The sequence below is a fragment of the Actinoallomurus rhizosphaericola genome (assembly GCF_024055675.1).
Classification (GTDB): Bacteria; Actinomycetota; Actinomycetes; order Streptosporangiales; family Streptosporangiaceae; genus Actinoallomurus; species Actinoallomurus soli.
Genome location: NZ_JAMXMW010000006.1, coordinates 1 through 21688, shown reverse-complemented (window position 1 = coordinate 21688; position 21688 = coordinate 1). Strand labels below are relative to the sequence as shown.

The window sequence follows — 21688 nt, the reverse complement described above, 5'->3', positions numbered from 1 at the left end:
CAACGCCGAACTGTGAAGGAACCCCCTGCGATGAACATCCCGACCACGGACACCCTCTGGCGGCAAGTGACCCTGTGGTGCGACGACTGGCAGACCGCCGAGCAGATCGCCGTCAGCCGCCTCGGCCCGCACCTGGTCGCCGCCGAGCACGCTCAGGTGATCACCTCGTGGTGGTTCCTCCGCAAGGGCGTCTCCTGGCGGATCCGCTACCTTCCCGTCCCTGGCAGACAGACGCAGGCCACCGCCCTCCTCGAACAGCTCATGCGGGAGCTGACCGCCACCGGCGCGATCCGGCGGTGGACCACCTCGATCTATGAGCCCGAAACCCGCGCGTTCGGCGGCCCCGACGGCATCGACCTGGCCCACCAGCTGTTCCATGCCGACAGCCGTCACGTCCTCGACTACATCCGGCACGCGCGCCTGGACCACCGGCGGGAACTCGGGCTGCTCCTGGGCACTGCGCTGATGCGCGGCGCCGGCCTGGACTGGTACGAACAAGGCGACGTGTGGGCCCAGGTAACTGCTCACCGGAGCAGCGACCAGCCGGTCCCGCCGGAGGCCGCGGTGCGCAGCGTGCAGCAGCTCATCACCGCCGCCGGCCACAGCGTCGACAGTCCCCTCATGGCTGTCCCCGCCTGGCCCGACGCGTTCAACCACACCGGCCGGCGCATCGCCGACCTCGCCATCGACGGGCGCCTCACTAGGGGTGTGCGGGCCGTACTCGCCCACCACATCCTGTTCGCCTGGAACCGGATGGGCCTGCCGGGCGATGTGCAAGGTGTCCTCGCAGGTACAGCAGCCCATGCCGTCTTCCACCAGGACCTGGAGCCTCCAGGTCCCGGAAGGGCACCGCTTGCCGCCGCACCTGCGGCTACGCTGACAGCGGTGGCCAACGACACCATCGACACCTCGCGCCTTGACCCCGCGCAGCTGCGGGCCGGCCTGGTCGACTACATCCGCAGGCGCGGCACGTTCCGCACCCCGCAGGTAGAGCAGGCTTTCCTCGCCGTGCCGCGGCACCTGTTCCTGGAAGGCGTCGACCTGGCGACCGCCTACGCCCCGCAGGTTGTCATCACCAAACGAGCCCCCGACGGCAGCGCGATCTCCTCGGCTTCCCATCCGAACCTGGTCGCCGCCCAGCTGGAGGACCTGGACGTCCACCCCGGCCACCGGGTGCTGGAGATCGGTGCGGCCACCGGCATCAACGCTGCCCTGATCGCCGAAGTGGCCGGCGACGCCGGTCGAGTCGTCACCATCGAGATCGACGAGGACCTGACCGCTGGGGCCCGCGCCGCGCTGGCCAGGGCCGGTTACCGCAACGTCGAGGCGATCTGCGGGGACGGCGCCGCCGGATATCCCGTCGGCGCCCCGTACGACAGGATCATCGTCACCGCCGAAGCGTGGGACATCCCCTCTCCATGGTGGGAACAGCTCGCCCCCGGCGGACGGATCGTCGTGCCGCTGCGCCTGCACGGCAGCGGCCTGACCCGCTCGATCGCCTTCGACCTCAATTCTTCGGGCCGGATGGTCAGCAGGCACGCCCGCGTGTGCGGGTTCGTGCCCATGCGCGGCAGCGCCGCCCACGGCGACCACATCACCCAGCTCAGTCCCGACGTCGTCCTGAAACTGGACGCCCGCGACCCCCACGACGACGACCTGCTCACCCAGGCCCTGACCCACCCCGCCCATGAGCACTGGACCGGACTACGGGTCCGCGACGACGAACCGGTCGAACACCTCGACCTGTGGCTGGCCACCAGCGCCAGCCGGTTCGGCCGCCTGGCCGTCACCAACGCAGCCCGCGACAGCGGCCTGATCAACCCCGCCCGGCGCTGGGCCGGCGCCTGCCTGTACGACGGCGGCACGATCGCCTACATCGCGGTACGCCCCTGCAGCGAGGACGTCGACGAGCTCGGCGTGATCGCGCACGGGCCCGACAGCGTCAAGCTCGCCGCCAGCCTCACCGACCTGCTGCACCAATGGGACAACGACCGGCCCTCCCAACCCATCATCACCGCCCACCCCGCGGGTACTCCTGATGGGGAGCTCGCGCCCGGCATACTCATTGATCGGCCCACCACGCGGGTGACGATCAGCTGGTGACGAACCCCTGGGAGATGAGGACCGCCCAGCCGTTAGGGCCAGGCCCGGACGGGAGTGCGCATCATCCTGCTGTGACCTTGGCGTAGTGGAAGACGTCCGCAGGGAGCTCATGAGCCAGTTGCCAGCGGATACGCATTGGACGCTCTCCCTCATGGCTCTTGTACGTCATCGGACCGGCGTAGATGAACGGATCGCCCTTGTGCTCGCGGACGAAGAGATGAACGCTTGATCCTCGCTCGGCGTGGTGGATGTACCGTTGGCCAGTCTCGGAGTTCTCACGGGTGAGATGCTGGGACTCCCACTGGAAGTCCGTAGGGCTGATGGCTCGGTCGCTGTACATCATCTGCGGCGAGAAGTGCTCTTCTGTCTTGTTGATCGTCACGAAGAAGATGTCGGCTTGCTCCTCAGGCATCCAGCGAACTCCTGCTACCCACGATCGCGGCTTCTCCATGCCGAACGCAGCGAGGATTTCGTCCTTGGTGTAGGTGGCGTGGAGGCGAAGAGGGATGTGGCTCGCCTCGGCCAGCGTAGGGGTGATGCGGTGAAGGCGGGCTCGTAGCACCTCGGTGATCTCTAGGACCTCATCCCTCCGAGCCGGGTTCCACCAGAAGCGCGCGAGGTTCCGAGTGAGGGCACTTAGCGGCAGACTGCTGTCCACTGATGCATGGAACATAGCCAGGAGGCGCCGTTGACGAGCATCAAAAGCCTCCAGCCGAGGCGGCTCGTCACGTGAGAGCACATCACGGACGAAGGCGATCCGCTCGGGGTCGTCTACGTGCAGCATCCGGCTGATTGCAGCGGCAAGACTACGGTCATCTTTGAGGTCTTCCGGAAGCCGTTGCTCAAGGCCAGCTTCGCGGCGAAGGCCAACCCAGCCTCCTCGTGAGCCGGTGTACAGATCCTCGAGTTGGAGCCCGGTCTCCTCGAGGAAGCTAGCCAGGCTCCGCTCCGCCAAGCTGCGCATCTCCGCGAGGATCGCCTTCTTGTTGGCGTTGAGCGCCTGCTTCAGGTTCTCCAGCACCAGCTTGCTGACCTCTCGATCGAGGTCGATGTGACAGCCGGCGGGCAGAGTGGGGAACCCGTCATGGATGTCGCGTTCGAGCTGGCGGGGACTGTCACCGGTGAGCGCTCGGTATCGCAGGTCGAAGCGGAAGTTGACGTTCTGACGCCCAACGAAGTCCAAGACCGTGAGGCAAGGCTTGTTGTCGGCGAACCGCAGGCCGCGGCCGAGCTGTTGCAGGAAGACGGTGGCGCTCTCGGTGGGGCGTAGGAAGAGCACCGTGTCGATCTGAGGTACGTCGACGCCCTCGTTGAACAGGTCCACCGTGAAGACGGCGTTGATCTCCCGATTGCGCAGGTCTACCAGGGCCTGCGCTCGCGCGCTGGGATCAGTTGCTGAGGTCACCGCGATCGACGGGATCCCCGCCTGGTTGAAGCGCGCCGCCATGAACTCCGCATGCGCGATGCTGACGCAGAAGCCGACTGCGCGCATGGCGCGGACGTTGGCGAGCTTGTCCGTCAGCGCCTTGATCACCATGGATACACGCGCTTCATGGCCGGTGTAGAGGTTCGTCAGCTCTGTGATGTCGTAGCCGGTGCCACGCCGCCACGTGATCTGAGACAGGTCAGTCGCGTCGTGAATCCCGAAGTAGTGGAACGGGACGAGGAGGTCTCGTTCCAGGGCTTCCCAGAGCCGAAGCTCTACGGTCGGCTTGCCACCGTCGAACCAGTGAAGGATGTCGGCGCCGTCTGTGCGTTCTGGTGTCGCAGTGAGGCCGAGCAACACCTTCGGCTTCAGGCGATCGAGGAGCCGGGTATACGTCGCTGCCTCTGCGTGGTGGAACTCGTCGACGATCACCATGTCGAAGTGGTCGGGCTCGATCTCGAGGCGGGACAGCGACTGGATCGAAGCGAAGACGTGCGTCCACTCCTGCGGTCGTTGACCATCAACCAGCAGCTCACCGAACGAGCCATCCTGCAGCGTCTGCCGGAAGGTCAAAAGGCTCTGCTGCAGGATCTCCTTGCGGTGCGCGACGAACAGCAGCGACTTGACGGTGCCCTGCGCTCGCAGCCGCTTGTAGTCGAGTGCGGCAACGACGGTCTTGCCAGTGCCGGTTGCCATGACGACTAGGTTGCGCCAGTGATCATGTAGCTCGCGCGCTGCCTGCAGCTCATCCAGGATCTCGCGTTGGTAGGGATACGGCGCAACAGAGATGTTAGTGATCTGAAGTGGGAGCTCGAGGGGACCACCGGCTTCTTTCTTCAGGGCTTCGTCGAGCCGCTGGGCATCTCGGTCCGGGTCGTAGTCCTCGAAGGAGGGATCTGCCCAGTACTCGTCAAAGGTGGCTTCGAAGGTGTCTAGGAGGTGTGGCTGCTCCGCACGCGCGATCCGGACGTTCCACTCCTTGCCGTCTGTCAGCGCTGTCTTGGACAGGTTGGACGAGCCGACGTACGCGGTGTCGAGCTGGGAAGCTCGGTGAAAGAGCCATGCCTTGGCATGGAGACGGGTGGTCCGGGTCTCGTAGCTGACTTTGACCTCGGCTCCCATCTCGATGAGCCGATCCAGCGCCTTCCGCTCCGTTGCGCCAATGTAGGTAGTAGTGATCACTCGAAGCTTCCCGCCACGCTCAGTGAAGCGTCGGAGCCCAGCCTCTATGAGCCGCAGGCCATGCCACTTGATGAACGCACAGAGGAGATCGACCTGATCAGCCGATGCAAGCTCCTTGACCACCTCACGGCCGATCTGCGGCTGGTCCCTGCCGTTCACTAGAAGGGCACTCGTGGAGAGCGGGATATCTGGACGCTCGGGGAAGGCAACAGTTCCATCGGGCTGATGCTTAGCCGCGATGGCGAGCAGCAGCTCCTGTGTATCAGCAACGACGTCACCGTAAGTGACCGAATCAACGGTTACTGACGCAATAGCCTCGGCGATCCGATTCGCTGCGGCTACCTGAGCTTCCAACGGATCTTTCCCGCCGGCTTCACGCACCATCTTGAGCGCACGACGCGTGAGTTCATCGAGATGGCGCGCAAGCATCTCATCGGCGTCGCCCTCGGCTAGGCGCTTGGTGTGGACGAGGGCGCTGTCCACGGAACCCAAGCGTCGTTGCAGGTCAACAGTTATGAGGTGCTCATAGACCCCGGCGGGCAGTTCGGCCATGTAGGCAACCGTACGGTCTGCAGCCCGTCAAGCGGTGTCCACCCCCAGACTCGCGCGGTTGCGGATCGCCGTGGAGCGGCTGCTGCCACATGCGCATATTCGGAGGTTGCGAAGCCGCTCGGGCAATCACCACCTGCGTCCGCTCCCATCTTCCGACCGCTTAAGCCGGCAACGTCGGTGGATACCCAACTTTGCCGCTTTTGTCGGTCTCCTGCCGTAGTTTGGAGCTGTTGAGATCAAGGAGGGGTCCGCTGGATGGCGTACTGGTGGGTGAACCAGGGGGAGTCGTTCAAGGAGGAGCTGGAGGAGGGCATCCTCTGGGCTCCGATCAAGACGAAGGACGGGAGACGCCCGGCGCACTGGACGTCGATGACTGAGGTGCGCCCAGGTGACACAGTGATTCACTACGCAGGCAGAGTGGCGGCGCTCAGCGTTGTAACAACCGCTGCCGTCGCTGCTCGGAGGCCTGCGCAGCTGCCTGAGCGTTGGCATGAGGAGGGTAGGCTAGTAAGGACCGCTTACCGGGAGGCATTCGAGCGAATCTCGCTCGGTGAGGTCCCACTCGATTGGCGCACAGGTCACCCGCGACGCGGGCCATTTTATAGCGATGGCCGCGTTCAGCAGGGTTATCTATTCCCGCTGGATGACTTCTTTGCCAATCGGTTCATGGAGCGTTTCGGCAACCGGTTTCCCGATGCCCCTGTGCTACTGCCCGCAGAAGCTAACGACAGCGCTGTCCAATTGCTACGACGGCTACTAGGCCGAGAGTTCAAGGCGCCGCATGGCCGTTTCATGCGAATCCTCGACCTGCGCCCTCCCTATGTGATCATCGCGATGCGGAGTTTTCTAGGCGACTGGCAGGTGCCGATCGCTGACGTACAGACTGCACTTGATGAGCTTCACGCGTCAGGGCGAGTCACACTCTGTTCTGATGAGATCGATGACGTCAGGGCCTTCGTTGGAGGAGTGCTGCTCACGCTCCCAGGAGTTGAGCTACAAGGTGACAAGCCGTGTGTAATCGCAGCACGCCCTGTGAACGCCTCTGATGAGCCGTCGCAAGACGAAGGTGCGATCACCTATGAAGGTGATCTAAGTAGGCCGGTCACGGCGGAAGAGCGTGGGGAGCAACGCGCCTTGCGCGCACATCTTTTCGGCTCACATGAAGTCGCAACCTGCGCGCTCTGCGGCGATGCCTACCCCGTTCAGTTTTTGGTTGCCGCGCACATCAAGAAGCGGAGCCTCTGCGGCGATGAAGAGCGTCGCGACCTATCTAACGTTGCGATGCCTGCATGTCAGTTCGGTTGTGACGCTCTCTATGAAACTGGCTACGTTTCCGTCGACCAGAGCGGGGCGATCGTGGTCGCTACGCTAGAGTCAGGTGGACCTCTCCAGACTCATCTACTGCGCCTTGAAGGGCGCCTATGTGGATCCTTCACGGAAGAAAGTAAGCCATACTTCGAATGGCATTACTCGACGAAGTTCCGTGGATGACGAGATTCGCTCACCGAGGCCTCAGGCGATCCGGAGAGGTAGCGGTCAACTTCGTTGATCTATGACGGACGTAGGCCTGTGGCCATCAGGTTTCATTTCTCTTATTCGACTACTCCAACCTCGACACACTGGCCGTTGGAGCTGGATCGGCTGCTCTTGCGCCAATCAATCGGGGACAAGTCACCCATCGCCTGTCTCTCCACTCGCTGAGTACTCACTGGCCACGCGCGTTAGCAGCTGTCTGGTGGCATTTGGGCTGATTGCAACCGCTCTGAGGTGTTCGTAGAGTCCAGTGTAGCGACGTACGTCTGCTTCCTCTTCGAGGAAAAGGTTGCCGGCCATGCTGTCGATGTAGACAACAGACGGATCGTCGGGGAACTGAAGCACGACGAACGATCCCGGCATGCCAGGGTGCGCGCCAGTGGCGAATGGCACGACCTGAAGCGTAACGTTCGGCTGTTCCATGGCCGAGACGAGGTGCAAGAGCTGGTCGCGCATGACGGTTGGGCCGCCGACCGCGCGGTGGATCGCAGCTTCGTCGCAGATGGCCCAGAGGTGGAACGTGGGGTCGCGGTCCAGGATCGCTTGGCGTTCCATCCTGACCTGGACTCGCCGGTCGACTTCTTCCCGGCTTAGGGATGGCATGCCGCCGGGGATGACGGCGCGGGCGTACTCCTCGGTCTGGAGTAGGCCCGGGATGTAGAGGCTCTCGTAGTTCCAGACGCTCCGAGCTTCGTCCTCGAACTCGATGTAGGTGCTGTACTCCTCGGGCAGTTCGTCCGTGTACGCCTGCCACCATCCGGGCTGCGGCGAGTCTTTGAGGAGCTTGGTCAGAGCCCGTTGCTCGTCGGGATCGACTCCATAGAGCGTGAGCATGGCGGCGAGCGTGCGCGTCTGCGGGCGGACCTTCGCCTTCTCGATTCGGTAGAGCGTGGCCTTGTTGATGCCGGTGGCTTCTGCCACGTCCTCCCTGCTCAGGCCGCGAGCTGTACGCAATCGGCTCAAGCTTCCAGCCAGGCGGCGCAGCCGGACAGTAGGGCGCGGGTGAGCAGGCATGGGGGCCTCCTTGAGAACTATGCAACCTGAATCCTATGCAACAGGTTGCATTGATCTTCGTTGCAGGTTCACACTAAGCATCCGACACTTTACTGAGCGTGGTGATCGCATGAGGCCAACCGTGGCGTTCTTCCCGAACCAGCAGGACCAGGCCGTCACCCTGGCTGCCGCACCGAACGCCGTCCCTCTCGCCCGACGCCTGGTCGCCGAGGTGGCTCGGCACTGGCACCTACCGACCGAGCTCATCTACGACACGGAGACGATCGTGTCGGAGCTGGCCACGAACGCGCTAAAGGCCACCGACGCCTTCCACCGAGCCATGGGGATCACCGAGATCGGCCGTATCCGCCTACGTCTCAAATGGACGAGCCCGAGCCTCTTCACTGAGGTCTGGGACATCAACCCAGTCCTCCCGACCAAGCGCCAGCCGAACGACCTCGACCTAGACGGCCGGGGCCTGGGAATCATCGAAATGCTCAGCGCGCGCTGGTCGGCTGTGCACTGCGAGAAGGGCGGCAAGGTCGTATGGGCCGAGCAGCGTCTCTGCTCGTATTAGCGGCCTCATAGCGCTTCGCCGTGTCCTCGTCTCGCGGCAACGTGTCGACCGCCTACCGAGGCTTCTCGGTATCCCCTCGGGACGATGCCTCGGCGTACCGGTGTACGACCGCTTCAAGGTAGTAGGTGTGCGGTCCTTGTAGGGCGGCGACCTCAGCCGGGGAGCGCACCAGAGCCATTTGGTCCAGCTCCGGGTCGCGTCGGAGCGCTCGCTCAGCAGTTGTCATGGCTTCGAAGTGCTCACGTAGCTCCGCCTCTGGCCGAGGCGGAGCTAGGAAGACGAAGCCGATGTCGTGTCTTTCACTGCGGACGATGCCCCACGGACCTAGTTTCTCCGGGGCGAGGTCGACCCCGGTCTCCTCCACCAGTTCTCTCGCGGCGTGGCGCCGCAGGGCGGCCTCATCGAGCGGCTCACCTTCCTCGGGCGGCTCCACGGAACCGCCGGGAAGCTGCCACCGGCCCGGCGCGGCGGTTGACGAGGACCCCCTCCCCACCAGAATGTGCCCGTCGTCCGTCGGCTGTACGACGTCCACGAAGAGCGAGGGCAACCACGAGGTGTTGCCGGGAACCCGACGCAGGGCGAAGTGCCGGTAGGTGACCCGCGCCCACGACAGGATCAAACCGTGCGCGCCATCCCTTTCCAATCCCGCACACGCCACCACCGGACCGTCGAACAGGCACGGGTTCGCCTCGACCGCTGCCTCCCACACGCGGTCCCTGGCGTGTTGTTCCTCAAGCGACAACTGCGGCGCTTCGACCTCCACCAGGCGAAGCCGGTGAACATCGAAGGGCTCTAGAGTCACCAGCTGCTCGCAGAACTGAGAGCCGGGATCGTGGCGGTCTCGGCTGCCGACCAGTCTGTGGCGGCGGTTTCGCGTTCCTGGATCGTGAGGATGCCTTCGGCGGCGCGGACCTCGTACGGCAGCCAGTCGATCCCCAGCCGCCGGGCCACCCAGTCCACCACCGACCGGACCCGCGGAATCTGCGGGTCGTCGGTGTGGCCGTTGGGCACGAAGCACAGGTCCAGGCCCTGGCGGATGAGGTCGGGCAGCGGGACGCCGTGCTGGAGCCCGACCGAGAGCGTGACGGCGTAGATGGCCACGAGCCCGGCCTGAGTCTGGCCCTGCTTGCCCCACTGGATGAAGACCTCACCGAGCGTGCCGTCTGGGTGGCCGTTGGCGGTCAGATGGAACCGCTCTCCGCCGATGGTGACGGCGGTGGTCAGGCCGGGCCGGCGCCGGGGCATGTGCTGTTGTGGCCGCGGGCTTGAGAGGTGCGTCATATCCGCCTCGATGAATGGTCCCACGAAGCACGGGAGGGTCACTGAGCCTGGCTCCTCCGCGTGGTGCCCGAGGAGCCTACTGAGCCGGACAGTTGCGGCGCGGGAGGGCTCGCCGACGGACGGCGCCGCAGGAAAAAGGATGCGACGTGGCCAGGTTGCTTCGCTACGCTCGGATCAGTTCCTCACAGACGGCCGTCTACCGCTCTGTTCATCCGGTGCGACCAACGCACCCGCAACCGAGGGAGTTGCCCGTAATGACGCGCACGCTCATTCGTGACCTTCATCGTCGTATTGACGAGACTGTGACCGTCTATGGATGGATCAACACTCTCCGGCTGCAGCGGCGAATGCAGTTCGTGCTCGTACGAGACCACACCGGAACGGTGCAGGTCACGCATCAGCGCGGCGGTGACGGCGACCTCCTAGAAGCGGCTTTCGAGGACCTGGCCATCGAATCAGCCGTAAAAGTCACCGGCAAGGTCGTCGAGAACGCTCACGTCAAACTCGGTGCACTGGAGATACTCCCTGAACGACTCGAGGTCGTCGCGCGTGCGGAGGCACCTCTCCCGATCGACGAGCACACCGGCCTTGACCAGCGGCTGGACTGGCGTTTCCTGGACCTACGCCGTCCTGCGCAGCATCTGATCTTCGAGGTGCTGACCACGGTCGAAAGAGCCATGCGCGGAGCGGCCGCCGCTGAAGGGTTCACGGAGTTGCATACACCCAAACTCATGGGCACCGCTTCGGAGTCCGGCGCCGAGGTCTTCGAAGTCGGATACTTCGACCGCACCGCTTACCTCGCCCAGTCGCCACAGTTCTACAAACAGATGGCCATTGCCGGCGGCATCGACCGCGTCTTCGAGATCGGTCCGGTGTTCCGTGCCGAGCCCTCGTTCACATCACGACACGCCACCGAATTCACGGGAGTGGACGCGGAGATGGCGTGGATCGATTCGGTCGAGGAAGTCATGGCATTCGAGGAGCGGATGCTCCATCGTGTGCTGTCCGACGTCCGGGAAGCCCACGAAGCGGCGATCCTCGAGCACTTCGGTGTGGGAATCACAGTGCCAGATCTGCCATTTCCCCGGATCGCCATGGCGGACGCCTTGGCGAGGCTACGCGGCATGGGCTGGGACCCCGAGGGGGAGAGGGAGGACCTGGACCCCGAGGGCGAGCGCGCCCTGTCGAGTCTCCTGGCTCAGGAGGCGGGCCACGAGTTCGTCTTCGTCACCGACTTCCCAGCCTCTGTGCGGCCCTTCTACCACCTTCGGCCTGCGGACGACCCTGCGGTGACCGAGAGCTTCGACCTCCTATGGAGGGGGATCGAGATCACCACAGGGGCCCAGCGGGAGCACCGTTACGACGTTCTGTCGGCCCAGGCGCAGGAGAAGGGGATGAACCTCGCGTCGTTGGCCGGCTACCTCAACTGCTTCCGTTACGGATGTCCACCCCACGGCGGGTTCGGCCTGGGCCTCAACCGGCTCCTGATGGTGATGCTCGGCCTCTCGTCGATCCGTGAGGCGACGTTCCTGTTCCGGGGTCCGAACCGCCTGGAGCCCTGACGTCCCGACCGTCCTCATCACCGTTCGGAACGAGCGCCCGGGCGGGGCCGGGCCAGCACCGAGTGAGCGTTGATCACCGGGATCGCTTCTCCGTACGCTCGCGCAATGGCATACGACGATCTTCCGACTCTCGAGCTCGCGTTCCCCGGTCCGCTGCGGGACAGCGGCGTGGCGGCGATCCTGAACGGGGAGAAGACGGCGCTCACCGGGCTGCTTGAGATCTACGAGCACGCCGGGGAGGCGGTGCCGGAGGCCGGGCAGCGGTTCGCCGTTCTCGACTCCGACGGCCGGACGGCGGTCGTGATCGAGCTCGTCGACGTCCGCGTCATCCCCATCAAGGAGATCGACGACGAGTACGCGCGGGCGGAAGGGCGCGGGTACGCGGACGCGGCGGAGTGGCGGGCGGCGCACGAGGAGTTCTTCCGGAGCGAGGGAGTAAGCGAGTTTTTGGGGCACACTCCCGTGATCGACGATGGAACACTCGTCGTCGCCGAGCGCTTCCGCGTGGTGGCGCCCGGCGAACCCGGCCGGTCCTGACCGGCGAAGCGGCCGATCGTGGAGTGCCCATGACGTTGCTCGTTCGCCTGCGGCCCAACGGGCCGTACCTGCTGTTCATGCTGGCCGCCGTGGCAGCGCTGGTGTTCGGGGTGACCCAAGCCGACCTGCTGGGAACGGTGATCGCCGTCTGCGGCGCTGTGCTGCTGGTGCTGTTCGGCGGTCCGGTCGTCGTCAGCACGGTGGGCCGGGTGCCGGTGGTGGCGGTCGATGAGAGCGGGGTCCGCCTCCCGCTGATGGGCGTGCGCCTGAGCTGGGACGAGGTGGCCGATGTCAGGCGCACCGTCGCCCTGCGCGGCAAGACGAGCACCCCGGTGCTGCTGATCGTTCCCACTCAACCGGAGATCGTCGTCGACCGGGTGCGGCCGTGGCTGTTCCGCGAGGCGCGCGGCAACCTGGCGCGGTACGGCACCCCGATCGTCCTATCCGACCAGTCCCTCGATCACTCGCTCGACGACATCACCACCGCCGTACGTCGCCTGCGCCCGGCAGTGGCTTGAGCGCGGAGCGGCTGGGCCGAACGCGGAAGGAACGCGCCTCGGACCGGCCTTCTCTGATCGCCAAGCCCCATCCGGGGCTGGTTCGTCACAGAACACGGTGATCTCGAGGCGTCTCAGAGGGATACTCCCGTCCATGGAGTTCCGTGCGACGGTGCAACTGGACGGTAAGACGGCGACGGGGATCAATGTTCCGGACGACGTCGTGGAAGCGCTCGGAGGCGGCAAGCGCGCCCGGGTGAAGGTCAAGATCAACGGCTACGCGTACGCGACCACGTTCGGGAGCATGCGCGGCGTGACGAAGATCCCGGTCAGCGCGGAGCACCGCAAGGGCGCCGGGATCGCGGCCGGGGATGAGGTGGACGTCGAGGTCCAGCTCGACGACGCGCCGCAGGAGCTCGCCGTGCCGGCCGATCTCGCGGACGCGCTGAAGGCCGAGCCGGATGCGCAGCGCTGCTTCGACGGCTTGTCGCCCTCCCGCAAAAAGGCGTACGTCACCTGGATCGAACAGGCGAAGAAGGCCGAGACGCGGGAGCGCCGCGTCGCCCAGGCGGTCGAAGAGCTGCGCGAAGGGCGTCCTCGGCGCTGAGCCGGGTCGCGCGTCCACACCGACCGCGGTGAGGCCCGAGCCCGGCCTTCGCCGATCCAGAAACCGGTGAGGCCAGGGGACCGGCGCGAAACGGCGTGAACCGAAGGAGCGGCCGCCTCGTCGGATCAACGTTCATGATCCCGAGCGGAAGGCGTGTGATGGACGCGGCGAGTGCGGCGGAGCTGCTGGCCCGGATGTTCGGGGAGGGGCACGGCCTGGCCTGCCGGCTCGACAACAACGTCGTCGAGCTTCCGGAGGCCCGGCTGCGGATCGCGGTGGACATCCCGGATCTGCAGCCGAACGGCGTGGTCGTACGGATGCCGATCGGCGTGAACCATCCCGCGTGGGGCGAAGTGTTCGCCTGGGACCAGGCCGTCGGCGTCGGCGGGGAGGACCGGCATCCGGTGGTCGCCGCCGCGTACGACTGGCTGCATTATGTCTTCCCGGTCTTCGCCGCGTACGCCATGCCCGGTCACGGGCTCGCCGCGAACGTCCACACCGAGACGCGCTTCGACGGGCGGCGCGCGGCCAAGATCCACTACGGGCCGATCGCGATCCGCGACTTCGGCGGCCTCACCGAGACGACACAGCAGGCGGCCGCGGACCGGTCGCCGACCATGGTCGTCGCCGAGCGGCTGTTCACCGGGTACGCGCTGCCGGACCGGCCGCTGTGGTGGTACACCTTCGCGGCGCGCATGCCGAGCGGCCCGATCGAGGAGGTGACCCTCGTCAACGGCGACGGCGGGGACTCGCTCAAGGGGATCTCCGACCACCTGCCGTGGGAGGGCCACGGGTCGGTCAAGTCGTGGGCGCTGATCGCGCCGGACCAGGACGCCGTGATCCAGCAGGTGCCGATCGGCTGAGCCCGCGCGGGCGGCACACCCCGAGCGGCCCCGGACCGCCGGCGGTCAGGCCCGTTCGGGAGCGGGGCGGGCGACCTCGCCGGGCGCCAGATCCTGGGTGCCGATGACGGAGAGCAGTTCGAGCTTGGCGGCGCCCTCGGTGCCGGGCGGGGCGGTGAACCACAGCAGGCGCTGGCGGCCGTCCTCGCTGAGCAGGCTGTGGCAGTCGAGCTCGATGACGCCGAGCGTCGGGTGGACGATGCGCTTGTGGTCGGTACGGCGCACGGCGACGTCGTGGGTGTCCCACAGCGCGGCGAACTCCTCGCTGCGGCGCCGGAGCGAGGCCACCATCCTCGCCACCTCCGGGTCGCGGCCGCGGCGGGCGGCGACCGCCTGCAGGTCGGCGACGAACTTCCGGGAGTGGTGCGGGTGGTCGTCCACCGGATAGACGTCGCGGGTGGCGGGGTCGGTGAACCAGCGGTAGACGAAACTCGCCGCCGGGCCCCGTACGGTCGGGTGGCGGCCGACGAGGGCGGCGGCCAGTTCGTTCTGGACGAGAGTCTCGTGCAGGTCGGTGATGACCTGGGCGGGCGTGGTGGTCAGCCGGTCCAGGAGGCCGAGGAGCGCGGGCTGGGCGTGCGCGGTCGGGCCGTGCACCTCCGGGATGCGGCGGTCGGCGAGGTGGAACAGGTGGTCGCGTTCGTCGCCGCTCAGGCGGAGCGCGCGGGCGAGGGCGGCCAGGGTCTGGGCCGAGGGCTGGGCGCTGTGCCCGCGCTCGATCTCGGTGTAGTAGTCCGCCGACAGGCCGGCGAGCTGCGCGACCTCCTCACGCCGCAGGCCGGGCACCCGGCGCCGGGGGCCGGTGGGCAGGCCGACGTCGGAGGGCCGGACCCGGGCGCGCCGGGACTTCAGGAACGCGGCGAGTTCGGGAAGGTTCACGCTCTCCATCCTGACTCGTGCTCCGAGCCCGGAACCAGGGGTCGTCGACCCCAGGGTAAGCGCAGCCCTGGCTGACGAGCGCCCGCCCCCTCATCGTGGTGGACACGTCGGGGGCACGACGCCCCGTCCCCACCTTTCGAGGAGTCCCCATGTCGTTTCCAGCCGGCCCCGCCACGCCCGGGGAGGACCCGGGCCGCCCGCGGGTGGCCGTCGTCACCGGCGGCTCGCGGGGCATCGGCCGGGCGGCGGTCGTACGGCTGGCCGCCGACGGGTTCGCCGTCGTGGTCGGGTACGCGGGGAACCGCGACCTGGCCGAGGCCGCCGTGAAGGAGGTCGTCGCGGCCGGGGGCCGGGCGGTCGCCGTCCAGGCCGACGTCGCCGACGAAGAGGCCGTCGTCGCGCTGTTCGGCACCGCAGAGTCCGAGTTCGGGGGCGTCGACGTCGTCGTTCACGCCGCCGGGCGGATGGACCTGTCGCCCATCGCCGACCTGGACCTGGCCGTCCTCGACGCGCTGCACCGTACGAACATCCGCGGCACCTTCGTCGTGGCCCGGCAGGCCGCGCGCACGGTACGGCCCGGCGGGGCGGTCATCACGTTCTCCACGTCCCAGGTCGGGCTCGCCTTCCCGACGTACGGGGCGTACGTCGCGAGCAAGGGCGCCGTCGAGGCCCTCACGCTGGTCCTCGCCCGCGAGCTGGGCGACCGGAACATCACCGTGAACACCGTCGCCCCCGGCGCCACGGCCACCGACATGTTCCTGGACGGCAAGGACGAGGAGACCGTCGCCCGCATCGCCGCCCAGACCCCGGCGAACCGGATCGGCACCCCCACCGAGATCGCCGACCTCGTCGCCTTCCTCGCCTCCCCGGCCGGCCACTGGGTCAACGGCCAGGTCGTACGGGCCAACGGCGGCATCATCTGACCGGCCGCGGCCCCGTTCTCTCGTCCGGCCCCGCCCCGACCACCGCGGGGATCCGGATCATTCACCGCAGAAAGGAAACAGTCATGCCCTTCGCGAACTTCAAGGTGCCCGCCGGCACCCTCGATGAGCAGCAGAAGAAGCAGATCGTCACCCGCACGACCGATTTGTACGTCGAGATCTACGGCGAACGCGCCCGGGCCAACACCATGGTCCTGGTCGAGGAGGTCACCGACGGCGGCTGGGGTATCGGCGGCGACGTCCTGACGCTGGCCATGCTCCAGCAGACGCCGGAAGGCTGACGCGCGGGGCCGGGTCACGCTCCGCGCGCCCGGCTCCCCGTACGGCGCCCATCGGGTGGTGATCGCCCCCGGTGGGCGCTTCGTGGTGGTCCGGTGCCGGCGTTCCGCCTTCCCCGGTATCGGCGCATCGCGGGGTACCGGCCCCGGCCTGCCATCGCCTTCCGACGATCAAGGCTTTGAACTGGCGAACCGCGTGAACTTTGTCGCGGACATCCGCGTCTTCACCTGTATGAGAGGCGTCGGCGGGGTCGATGCACGCGTCTGTCCGGTGATCCCGCCCCTCCGCCCGGTCCCAGAGTCGAGGAGGTCGCGCCGTGAATGATGCGTCGCAGGAGTCGCAGGACGACGCACGGCACGAGACCTCCGGACCACCGTCGCCGGGCGATCCCGAGAGCGAGCCCGAGCCGGGGGAGGAGACGGGCGCCCCGTCCGACGCCGACGCCGACGAATCCGACGCGCCGTCCCGGCCCGCGCCCGAACGGGAGGACTCCCCGGAGCCCGGACCCGCCACCGAACCCACCTCCGACGACGCGTCCGACGACGTGGCCGAGCCCGCGTCCGACGACGTGGCCGAGCCCGCGTCCGAGGACACGGCCGACGCGGACGCGGAGCCGGAACACCCGTCCCCGGCGACCGGCCACGACGCGGACGAGGACGACGTCACGGACGCGGACGCCGAGGACGACGAGCGAGAGGACGAGGAACGGCCGGAGCCGTCCTCCGACTCCGCCGAGCCCTCCTCCACCCGCTCGCCGTCCTCCGCCGAGCCCTCCTCCATCGAGACCGTCGCGGCCGAGACCGTCGCGGCCGAGGCCGCCTCCGGCGACGACGAGACGGTGACCGCCGAGCACGTACGCCCGGAGTCCCCGGCCGAGACCGGACGACCCAGCTCCGAACCCGGCGACTCCCGTACGGGCGCGGAGGACACGGGTGCCGAGGAGAGCGGAGTCACGCGCCCCTCCCTGTTCGAGCCGCCGCCACGGCCGAAGCGGCCCGCCGTGTCTCTGGACCCCACGGTCATGGACCTTCCCCGCCTGTCGTATCCCCTGAGACGACGGACGGACCCGCGCACCGAGCCGGCCGCGCCGCACGCGCCCGCTCCGCGGGAGTCACGCTCCCCGCAGCCCGCTCCGGGACCGGTCCCCGAGCCGCACACGCTCGCTCCGCGAGAGCCGCGCCCTCCGCAGGCCGCTCCAAGCCCGGTTCCCGAGCCGCGTACGCCGGGTGCCCCCCGTGAGCCGGAGGCGGACACGCCCGTGCCGCCGCGGCGCGCGGCCGCCTCCGAGCATCCCCCGGCTCCGCGAACGGTCGAGCAGGCGCTGCCCGGCACCCGTCCGTTCACCCCGGCGGACTTCGCCAACACGACGCAGCGGGACGGCCTGCCGATGATCGCCCCGCCCGCGCCGGCGATGGAGCCGTATCGGGAGACCCCGCCGCGGACGGCCCCGCCGCGTACGACGCCGCCGTATCAGGAGGCCCCACCTCGTACGCCGTCCTCGTTCGAGGAGGCCGCGCCTCGTACGGCGCCCTCGTATCAGGACGCCTCGCCGCGTACAGCGTTCTCGTACCAGGAGGCCCCACCGCGTACGGCGCCCTCGTACCAGGACGCCTCGCCGCGTACGGCGCAGCCCCCGGCCCCGATGCTTCCGCCCGCGACCACCCGGCAGCCCGTCGCGGAGCTCGCCGCACCGGCCCCGGAGGCGGACCCACCCGTACGGAAGCGGCGGCGCGGCCGCCTGATCGCCGCCATCGTCGTGCTCATGCTGCTGGCGGGCGGAGTGGCCGGCCAGCTCGTACGGCCGGTGCCCACGCCGACGCTGCGCCTGACGCTGTCGACGACCCGGTACACCTTCGGCGGCCCTGCCCTCGACCTCCCGTGGCCGCAGCAGGGCCAGGCGACCCTGTACGCGGAGGGCCTCGGGTCGATGGGGTCCGCCGGCGGGCAGACGCCGACCCCGACCGCCAGCGTCGCGAAGGTCATGACCGCGTACGTCGTCCTGCACGACCACGCGCTGCGGGCGGGCGAGGACGGGCCGACGTTCCAGATCTCGGCGGAGGAGGCCGCCCGGCTTCCCGAGCGCAAGCAGCGGGGCGAGTCGCTGGTCGAGGTCGTCGCCGGGCAGGAGTTCACCGAGCACAAGGCGCTGGAAGCGCTGCTGATCGTCTCGGCGAACAACCTGGCGCACGAACTGGCCCGCTGGGACGCGGGCGACGAGCAGGCGTTCGTCGAGAAGATGAACACCGCCGCCCGGTCGCTGGGGATGACCTCCACCACGTACACCGACCCCAGCGGATACGACTCGCACACGGTCAGCACCGCAGCCGACCAGGTGAAACTGCTCGCCGCGGCGATGAAGCTCCCGGCGTTCGCCGAGATCGTCGCCATGCACACCTACGTCCCCAACGACGGGCGGCCGCCGCGTTCCGCCGGTGACGTCCTGGTCGGGCGGCACGGCGTGATCGGCGGTAAGACCGGCTACACCGACGCGGCGGGCGGCAACTTCGTCTTCGCCGCCCAGAAGCGGATCGGGAAGGTCACCACGACGATCGTCGGCGCGGTGATGGGACAGCAGTCGCCCAGCGCGATGGGCGCGATCGAGGTCGCCCAGCATCTCGTCGTCGCCGCCGAGAACGCCCTGACCTCGGTCACGCTCGCCAAGGCCGGCGCGCGGGTCGCGCAGGTCGACGACGGCCTCGGCGGGCGCGTGCCGCTGCGCGCCGCCCAGCCCGTGACGGTGGTCGGCTGGAGCGGGCTGACCGTTCCCGTCCGCGTCACCGGTGATCCGCCGCACCAGGCCGCCGAGGGTGAGCGCGTCGGAACGGTACGGGCGGGTTCCGCGGCCGTCCCCGTGACCGTCGACCGCGACCTGGACCGACCGTCCCTCCTCAAGCGGCTCATCCGTCTCAGGTGAGCACGCCGCCCGCGCGGGGAGCCGCCGCGCGGGCGGGCCGGGCGGTACGGTTCCCGGTGATCTCGGGCCTCGGGAGGGGGTTCGGATGTGCGTGTCGACGGCGGCGTCACGGTTCTCGGGCACGATCCTGTACCACGGCCGGGCGAGCCATCCCGAGCACGGCCGGGTTCACGTGCTGGGCTACCAGAACACCGCGGTCAACCTCTCGGACGGGCCGAACGCGATGCTCCTCCACGTGCCCGCCACCGGCATGACCCCGGCGAACTTCGTCGACACCCGCCACTGCCCGCGCGTCCTGCGCGACATGGTCGACGCCCTCGCTCCACCGACCCGCGGCCGTGGGCCGCTGCCGGAGGGCTGTGTGGCGGTGGCCGGCGGACCACCGCCCGTCCAGGTCTTCGACCATGACATCTACACCGTCGTCCTGGCCACCGACCCCACACTGATCCCCGAGGCGCTGGAACGCGTGCCCGAACCCCGGCGGATCCGGCCAAACCCGCCGCTGTTCGACTTCTACGCCGCCCACTACCCCGGACACGCGATCATCGTGTGCTGCTTCGACAACACCGAGGCGCGCTCGGCGAACCCCCTGCTCCTGTGGTACCGGCCGCACAGCCTCCGCCACTTCGTCCTCCCGGCGCTGGACTGCCACACCGGAGGCGTCCCCGACCTGACCGCGCGCGTTCCCACGGACCACTGGGTCATCCTCGGGCGCGACAACGCACCGGCCTCCTGGGGCGTCCCGGTCGACTACACCGCCGACGACAGCCGTACGGGACACGGACGCCACCCCGACCGGCACGGACCCGCCGCGCCGTACCTCCCGGCCCGGGTGATCGGAACGCGTTTCACCGGCACCATGCCGAACGGGGACTTCGCCATCCCGTACACCGACGTCCTCCGCGGTGACCTCGGCACCCTCCGCCGCACGACGGCCGCGGCCGCCTGACCGCCCGTCGCCGAGCGCCCGGCGGCTACGGCACGAGCCGCACGCGGACCGCGGCGCCGTGCTGCGGGCGCGTGCCGGCGGTGGCCAGGCGGCCGTCGTCCTGCCACGTGTACGTGACGGCGGCGGGTGGGAGGGAGGGACAGCACTCGGGGTCCCGCGCCGCGTAGTGCAGGTAGGTGACCCGGAAGCGGCCGGGACCGGCGGTCACCTCCCGTACGGCGTCGGTCTCGGTGACGGCGTCCCAGCCGAGGAATCGCGTGCCGTGCCAGAAGAAGACCAGCTGGCCCTTGCCGTCGGCGGTCGGGTACCGCTGGCCGATCACCGCGGTGAGGGTGCCGCCGTGCCCGTCCGGCGTGGTCACCGGCGGGCGGTCGCTGACGAAGTGCGTGGACGGGTCCGCCGCCTCGACGGTACGGGTCAGCACGCGCCGGATGGCGGCCTGGTCCGGGACCCCGACGGCGGGAGCCGATGCACTCGGAGCGTCCGTGAGGGTGCCGGACACCGGCAGGGGGGAGGAGGGCGCGGGGCTCGGCGCGGAGGCGGCCGGCGTGGCAGGGGCCGAGGACGCCGGCGGCCGCGCGGCGGGCCGCTCCTCCGACCGGCAGCCGGTCGCGGCGACGACGGCCAGGAGGACGACCGCCGCCGCCCGAGGCCGTACGCGTACGAGGGGAACGCTCTCGTCGATCACGGCAACGTCCCTCTCAGGCATCCGATCGTCCTGCTGCGGCAGTCGAGATCGTAATTCGTGCGGAGCGGATCGGCGGGGCTCGCGGCGGAATCGGTGCGGGAAGGCCGTGGACCGTACGGCCTCCCCGACGGCGGGTCAGTTCCCGTACTGCTCGGTCTCCGGGCGTTCGAGCATCAGGGCGTGCGCGGGCCGCTCGGCGACAGGGCGGTGCCGGACGCCCTTCGGCACGACGAACAGCTCGCCCCTGGTGAGCGTGACCGGCTCCCGGCCCTCCATCTCGACGCGGAAGCTGCCGTCCCAGCACAGGAACAGCTCGTCCTCGTCGTGGTGGTGCCACGGGAACTCGCCCTCGAACCGGGCGACCCGCACGATGGCGTCGTTCGCCGTCACCAGGTCCTGCGGTCGGTAGGGGCCCGGCAGCCCGGCGATCACCTCGTCGATCGACACCGGACTCGTCTCGTTGTGCGTTGTCATGCGTCCGATCTTGCCGCCGTACGGGCCCTGGTCCGAGCGCCGGCCCGTCCCATCGGCCTGGTCACGGAGTTCGGGTGACGGCCGAGGACGTACGCATGGGTGGGCGTCTGCGCCGGCGAATCCGCCGGACGAGCGGCCCGGCGGACCGTCCCGGAGCGATCGCCGGAGATTGTTCCGGCCATCGAGGTTTCGCCCGCGAACCACGGGGGTAGAGAGAACAACGAAGCTGACCTGCCGATCTTTACGTGCCGGCGGTGCAATTTGACCTTGCTGCCGGGGCCACGTAGAGTCCTCGTTGCCCGCAGGGGAGCGGGACGCCGAGAGGCGGCCGGCCCTGCGGAAGACACCCCACTCGATAGCGCGTGGCAGAGTCACTCTGTGGCGCGGGTAGGATGGGTTGTCGGCCCGGCCGAGTACGTGACACCGACAAGGTGGCGCGGTCGCCGGGAACCTCCCAGTGAAAGTCACTGAAGTTTCGGCTTCGGTTTCTGAATGCTGGGCGGGTATCGAGGAGTTATCCGGAGTCGGTCAATTCGACAAAGGAAAGCAAATCGGTAAGATAGACCCAAGGAAATGCCCCAGACGGGAAACTGGAAACAGGGACCTGACGGTGTGTGTCCGTTTCTTGAGAACTCAACAGTGTGCTAAAAGCCAGTGCCTTTATGGTCCTCGCTGATCATGGTCAGCTCTTTCAGGGTTGATTGTGGTTGGTTTGGATTCCTTTGGCAAGTATGATTCTTGCCGGGATTTTTTTCGTAGGGTTTGGCGGTCGTCTTCGCCGATGATCGTCGTTTGGCCTTAACGGAGAGTTT

Annotated in this window: 20 protein-coding genes; 12 read left to right on the top strand and 8 right to left on the bottom strand. The window is 68.2% G+C overall.

Annotated features, from left to right (window positions below; translation table 11 throughout):
- Positions 1–30: 30 nt before the first annotated feature.
- Positions 31–2103 carry a methyltransferase, FxLD system gene (fxlM, locus tag NE234_RS15625; RefSeq protein ID WP_252781003.1) on the top strand — a complete coding sequence of 691 codons (2073 nt, stop codon included), beginning with the start codon at positions 31–33 and terminating at the stop codon, positions 2101–2103.
- Between the two features lie 61 nt (positions 2104–2164).
- Here fxlM and NE234_RS15620 read toward each other — a convergent pair whose 3' ends face one another.
- Positions 2165–5263, bottom strand: a complete 3099-nt coding sequence (locus NE234_RS15620; protein ID WP_252781002.1) for a DUF3427 domain-containing protein — start codon at positions 5261–5263, stop codon at positions 2165–2167.
- Between the two features lie 255 nt (positions 5264–5518).
- Here NE234_RS15620 and NE234_RS15615 point away from each other — a divergent pair, with 255 nt between their 5' ends.
- Complete coding sequence (locus NE234_RS15615; RefSeq protein ID WP_252781001.1) at positions 5519–6754, top strand: hypothetical protein; 1236 nt, start codon at positions 5519–5521, stop codon at positions 6752–6754.
- 101 nt (positions 6755–6855) lie between these two features.
- Here NE234_RS15615 and NE234_RS45930 read toward each other — a convergent pair whose 3' ends face one another.
- Together NE234_RS45930 and NE234_RS15610 are read right to left on the bottom strand one after the other, a co-directional pair.
- On the bottom strand, positions 6856–6942 hold the full coding sequence (locus NE234_RS45930; RefSeq protein ID WP_406567017.1) for a DUF397 domain-containing protein: 87 nt from the start codon (positions 6940–6942) through the stop codon (positions 6856–6858).
- The gene (locus NE234_RS15610; protein ID WP_256528842.1) at positions 6935–7810 is read right to left on the bottom strand and encodes a helix-turn-helix domain-containing protein; all 876 of its coding nucleotides are present in this window, start codon (positions 7808–7810) and stop codon (positions 6935–6937) included. Before NE234_RS15610 ends, NE234_RS45930 begins: the two co-directional genes overlap by 8 nt.
- Before the next feature lie 109 nt (positions 7811–7919).
- On the opposite strand from NE234_RS15610, the gene NE234_RS15605 reads away from it, so the two are divergent.
- Complete coding sequence (locus NE234_RS15605; RefSeq protein ID WP_252780999.1) at positions 7920–8366, top strand: ATP-binding protein; 447 nt, start codon at positions 7920–7922, stop codon at positions 8364–8366.
- 52 nt (positions 8367–8418) lie between these two features.
- Here the strand turns inward: NE234_RS15605 and NE234_RS15600 are convergent, their stop codons facing one another.
- Positions 8419–9129, bottom strand: coding sequence for an NUDIX hydrolase (locus NE234_RS15600; protein WP_252780998.1), 711 nt, complete (start codon positions 9127–9129; stop codon positions 8419–8421).
- 35 nt (positions 9130–9164) lie between these two features.
- Positions 9165–9647 carry a TSCPD domain-containing protein gene (locus NE234_RS15595; protein WP_252780997.1) on the bottom strand — a complete coding sequence of 161 codons (483 nt, stop codon included), beginning with the start codon at positions 9645–9647 and terminating at the stop codon, positions 9165–9167.
- A 254-nt stretch (positions 9648–9901) separates the two neighbouring features.
- Here NE234_RS15595 and aspS point away from each other — a divergent pair, with 254 nt between their 5' ends.
- The 5 genes from aspS (at position 9902) to NE234_RS15570 (ending at position 13713) form a co-directional block, all read left to right on the top strand.
- Complete coding sequence (gene aspS, locus NE234_RS15590) at positions 9902–11209, top strand: aspartate--tRNA(Asn) ligase (RefSeq protein ID WP_252780996.1); 1308 nt, start codon at positions 9902–9904, stop codon at positions 11207–11209.
- A 105-nt stretch (positions 11210–11314) separates the two neighbouring features.
- Positions 11315–11746, top strand: coding sequence for an ASCH domain-containing protein (locus tag NE234_RS15585; RefSeq protein ID WP_252780995.1), 432 nt, complete (start codon positions 11315–11317; stop codon positions 11744–11746).
- A gap of 29 nt (positions 11747–11775) precedes the next feature.
- Positions 11776–12264 (top strand): hypothetical protein, encoded by a 489-nt coding sequence (locus tag NE234_RS15580; RefSeq protein ID WP_252780994.1) that lies wholly within the window; start codon positions 11776–11778, stop codon positions 12262–12264.
- Positions 12265–12397: 133 nt separating this feature from the next.
- Positions 12398–12850, top strand: coding sequence for a YdeI/OmpD-associated family protein (locus NE234_RS15575; protein ID WP_252780993.1), 453 nt, complete (start codon positions 12398–12400; stop codon positions 12848–12850).
- Positions 12851–13008: 158 nt separating this feature from the next.
- A complete protein-coding gene (locus tag NE234_RS15570; protein ID WP_252780992.1) occupies positions 13009–13713 on the top strand; it encodes a hypothetical protein in 705 nt (234 codons plus the stop codon).
- A gap of 45 nt (positions 13714–13758) precedes the next feature.
- Here the strand turns inward: NE234_RS15570 and NE234_RS15565 are convergent, their stop codons facing one another.
- Positions 13759–14640: an MmyB family transcriptional regulator gene (locus NE234_RS15565; RefSeq protein ID WP_256528841.1), complete on the bottom strand. Its 882-nt coding sequence runs from the start codon at positions 14638–14640 to the stop codon at positions 13759–13761.
- Positions 14641–14780: 140 nt separating this feature from the next.
- On the opposite strand from NE234_RS15565, the gene NE234_RS15560 reads away from it, so the two are divergent.
- The 4 genes from NE234_RS15560 (at position 14781) to NE234_RS15545 (ending at position 19714) form a co-directional block, all read left to right on the top strand.
- A complete protein-coding gene (locus NE234_RS15560) occupies positions 14781–15554 on the top strand; it encodes an SDR family oxidoreductase (RefSeq protein WP_252780990.1) in 774 nt (257 codons plus the stop codon).
- Between the two features lie 83 nt (positions 15555–15637).
- Positions 15638–15853: a 4-oxalocrotonate tautomerase family protein gene (locus tag NE234_RS15555; RefSeq protein ID WP_252780989.1), complete on the top strand. Its 216-nt coding sequence runs from the start codon at positions 15638–15640 to the stop codon at positions 15851–15853.
- Between the two features lie 314 nt (positions 15854–16167).
- Positions 16168–18765 (top strand): D-alanyl-D-alanine carboxypeptidase family protein, encoded by a 2598-nt coding sequence (locus NE234_RS45320; RefSeq protein WP_252780988.1) that lies wholly within the window; start codon positions 16168–16170, stop codon positions 18763–18765.
- An 85-nt stretch (positions 18766–18850) separates the two neighbouring features.
- A complete protein-coding gene (locus tag NE234_RS15545) occupies positions 18851–19714 on the top strand; it encodes a hypothetical protein (protein WP_252780987.1) in 864 nt (287 codons plus the stop codon).
- 25 nt (positions 19715–19739) lie between these two features.
- Here NE234_RS15545 and NE234_RS15540 read toward each other — a convergent pair whose 3' ends face one another.
- Together NE234_RS15540 and NE234_RS15535 are read right to left on the bottom strand one after the other, a co-directional pair.
- Positions 19740–20423, bottom strand: a complete 684-nt coding sequence (locus NE234_RS15540) for an LppP/LprE family lipoprotein (protein ID WP_252780986.1) — start codon at positions 20421–20423, stop codon at positions 19740–19742.
- Positions 20424–20537: 114 nt separating this feature from the next.
- Positions 20538–20876 (bottom strand): cupin domain-containing protein, encoded by a 339-nt coding sequence (locus tag NE234_RS15535; protein ID WP_252780985.1) that lies wholly within the window; start codon positions 20874–20876, stop codon positions 20538–20540.
- Between the last annotated feature and the right edge of the window lie 812 nt (positions 20877–21688).

Bases quoted from the DNA above. Each gene is read 5' to 3' on its own strand.
- NE234_RS15560 (WP_252780990.1), top strand. From the start codon at position 14,781: ATGTCGTTTCCAGCCGGCCCCGCCACGCCCGGGGAGGACCCGGGCCGC.
- NE234_RS15595 (WP_252780997.1), bottom strand. From the start codon at position 9,647: ATGACGCACCTCTCAAGCCCGCGGCCACAACAGCACATGCCCCGGCGC.
- NE234_RS45930 (WP_406567017.1), bottom strand. From the start codon at position 6,942: ATGGGTGACTTGTCCCCGATTGATTGGCGCAAGAGCAGCCGATCCAGC.
- NE234_RS15605 (WP_252780999.1), top strand. From the start codon at position 7,920: ATGAGGCCAACCGTGGCGTTCTTCCCGAACCAGCAGGACCAGGCCGTC.
- NE234_RS15555 (WP_252780989.1), top strand. From the start codon at position 15,638: ATGCCCTTCGCGAACTTCAAGGTGCCCGCCGGCACCCTCGATGAGCAG.
- NE234_RS15575 (WP_252780993.1), top strand. From the start codon at position 12,398: ATGGAGTTCCGTGCGACGGTGCAACTGGACGGTAAGACGGCGACGGGG.
- NE234_RS15540 (WP_252780986.1), bottom strand. From the start codon at position 20,423: ATGCCTGAGAGGGACGTTGCCGTGATCGACGAGAGCGTTCCCCTCGTA.
- NE234_RS15565 (WP_256528841.1), bottom strand. From the start codon at position 14,640: ATGGAGAGCGTGAACCTTCCCGAACTCGCCGCGTTCCTGAAGTCCCGG.
- NE234_RS15535 (WP_252780985.1), bottom strand. From the start codon at position 20,876: ATGACAACGCACAACGAGACGAGTCCGGTGTCGATCGACGAGGTGATC.
- NE234_RS15545 (WP_252780987.1), top strand. From the start codon at position 18,851: ATGTGCGTGTCGACGGCGGCGTCACGGTTCTCGGGCACGATCCTGTAC.
- NE234_RS15620 (WP_252781002.1), bottom strand. From the start codon at position 5,263: ATGGCCGAACTGCCCGCCGGGGTCTATGAGCACCTCATAACTGTTGAC.
- NE234_RS15580 (WP_252780994.1), top strand. From the start codon at position 11,776: ATGACGTTGCTCGTTCGCCTGCGGCCCAACGGGCCGTACCTGCTGTTC.
- NE234_RS15585 (WP_252780995.1), top strand. From the start codon at position 11,315: ATGGCATACGACGATCTTCCGACTCTCGAGCTCGCGTTCCCCGGTCCG.
- NE234_RS15570 (WP_252780992.1), top strand. From the start codon at position 13,009: ATGGACGCGGCGAGTGCGGCGGAGCTGCTGGCCCGGATGTTCGGGGAG.
- NE234_RS15610 (WP_256528842.1), bottom strand. From the start codon at position 7,810: ATGCCTGCTCACCCGCGCCCTACTGTCCGGCTGCGCCGCCTGGCTGGA.
- NE234_RS15615 (WP_252781001.1), top strand. From the start codon at position 5,519: ATGGCGTACTGGTGGGTGAACCAGGGGGAGTCGTTCAAGGAGGAGCTG.
- fxlM (WP_252781003.1), top strand. From the start codon at position 31: ATGAACATCCCGACCACGGACACCCTCTGGCGGCAAGTGACCCTGTGG.
- aspS (WP_252780996.1), top strand. From the start codon at position 9,902: ATGACGCGCACGCTCATTCGTGACCTTCATCGTCGTATTGACGAGACT.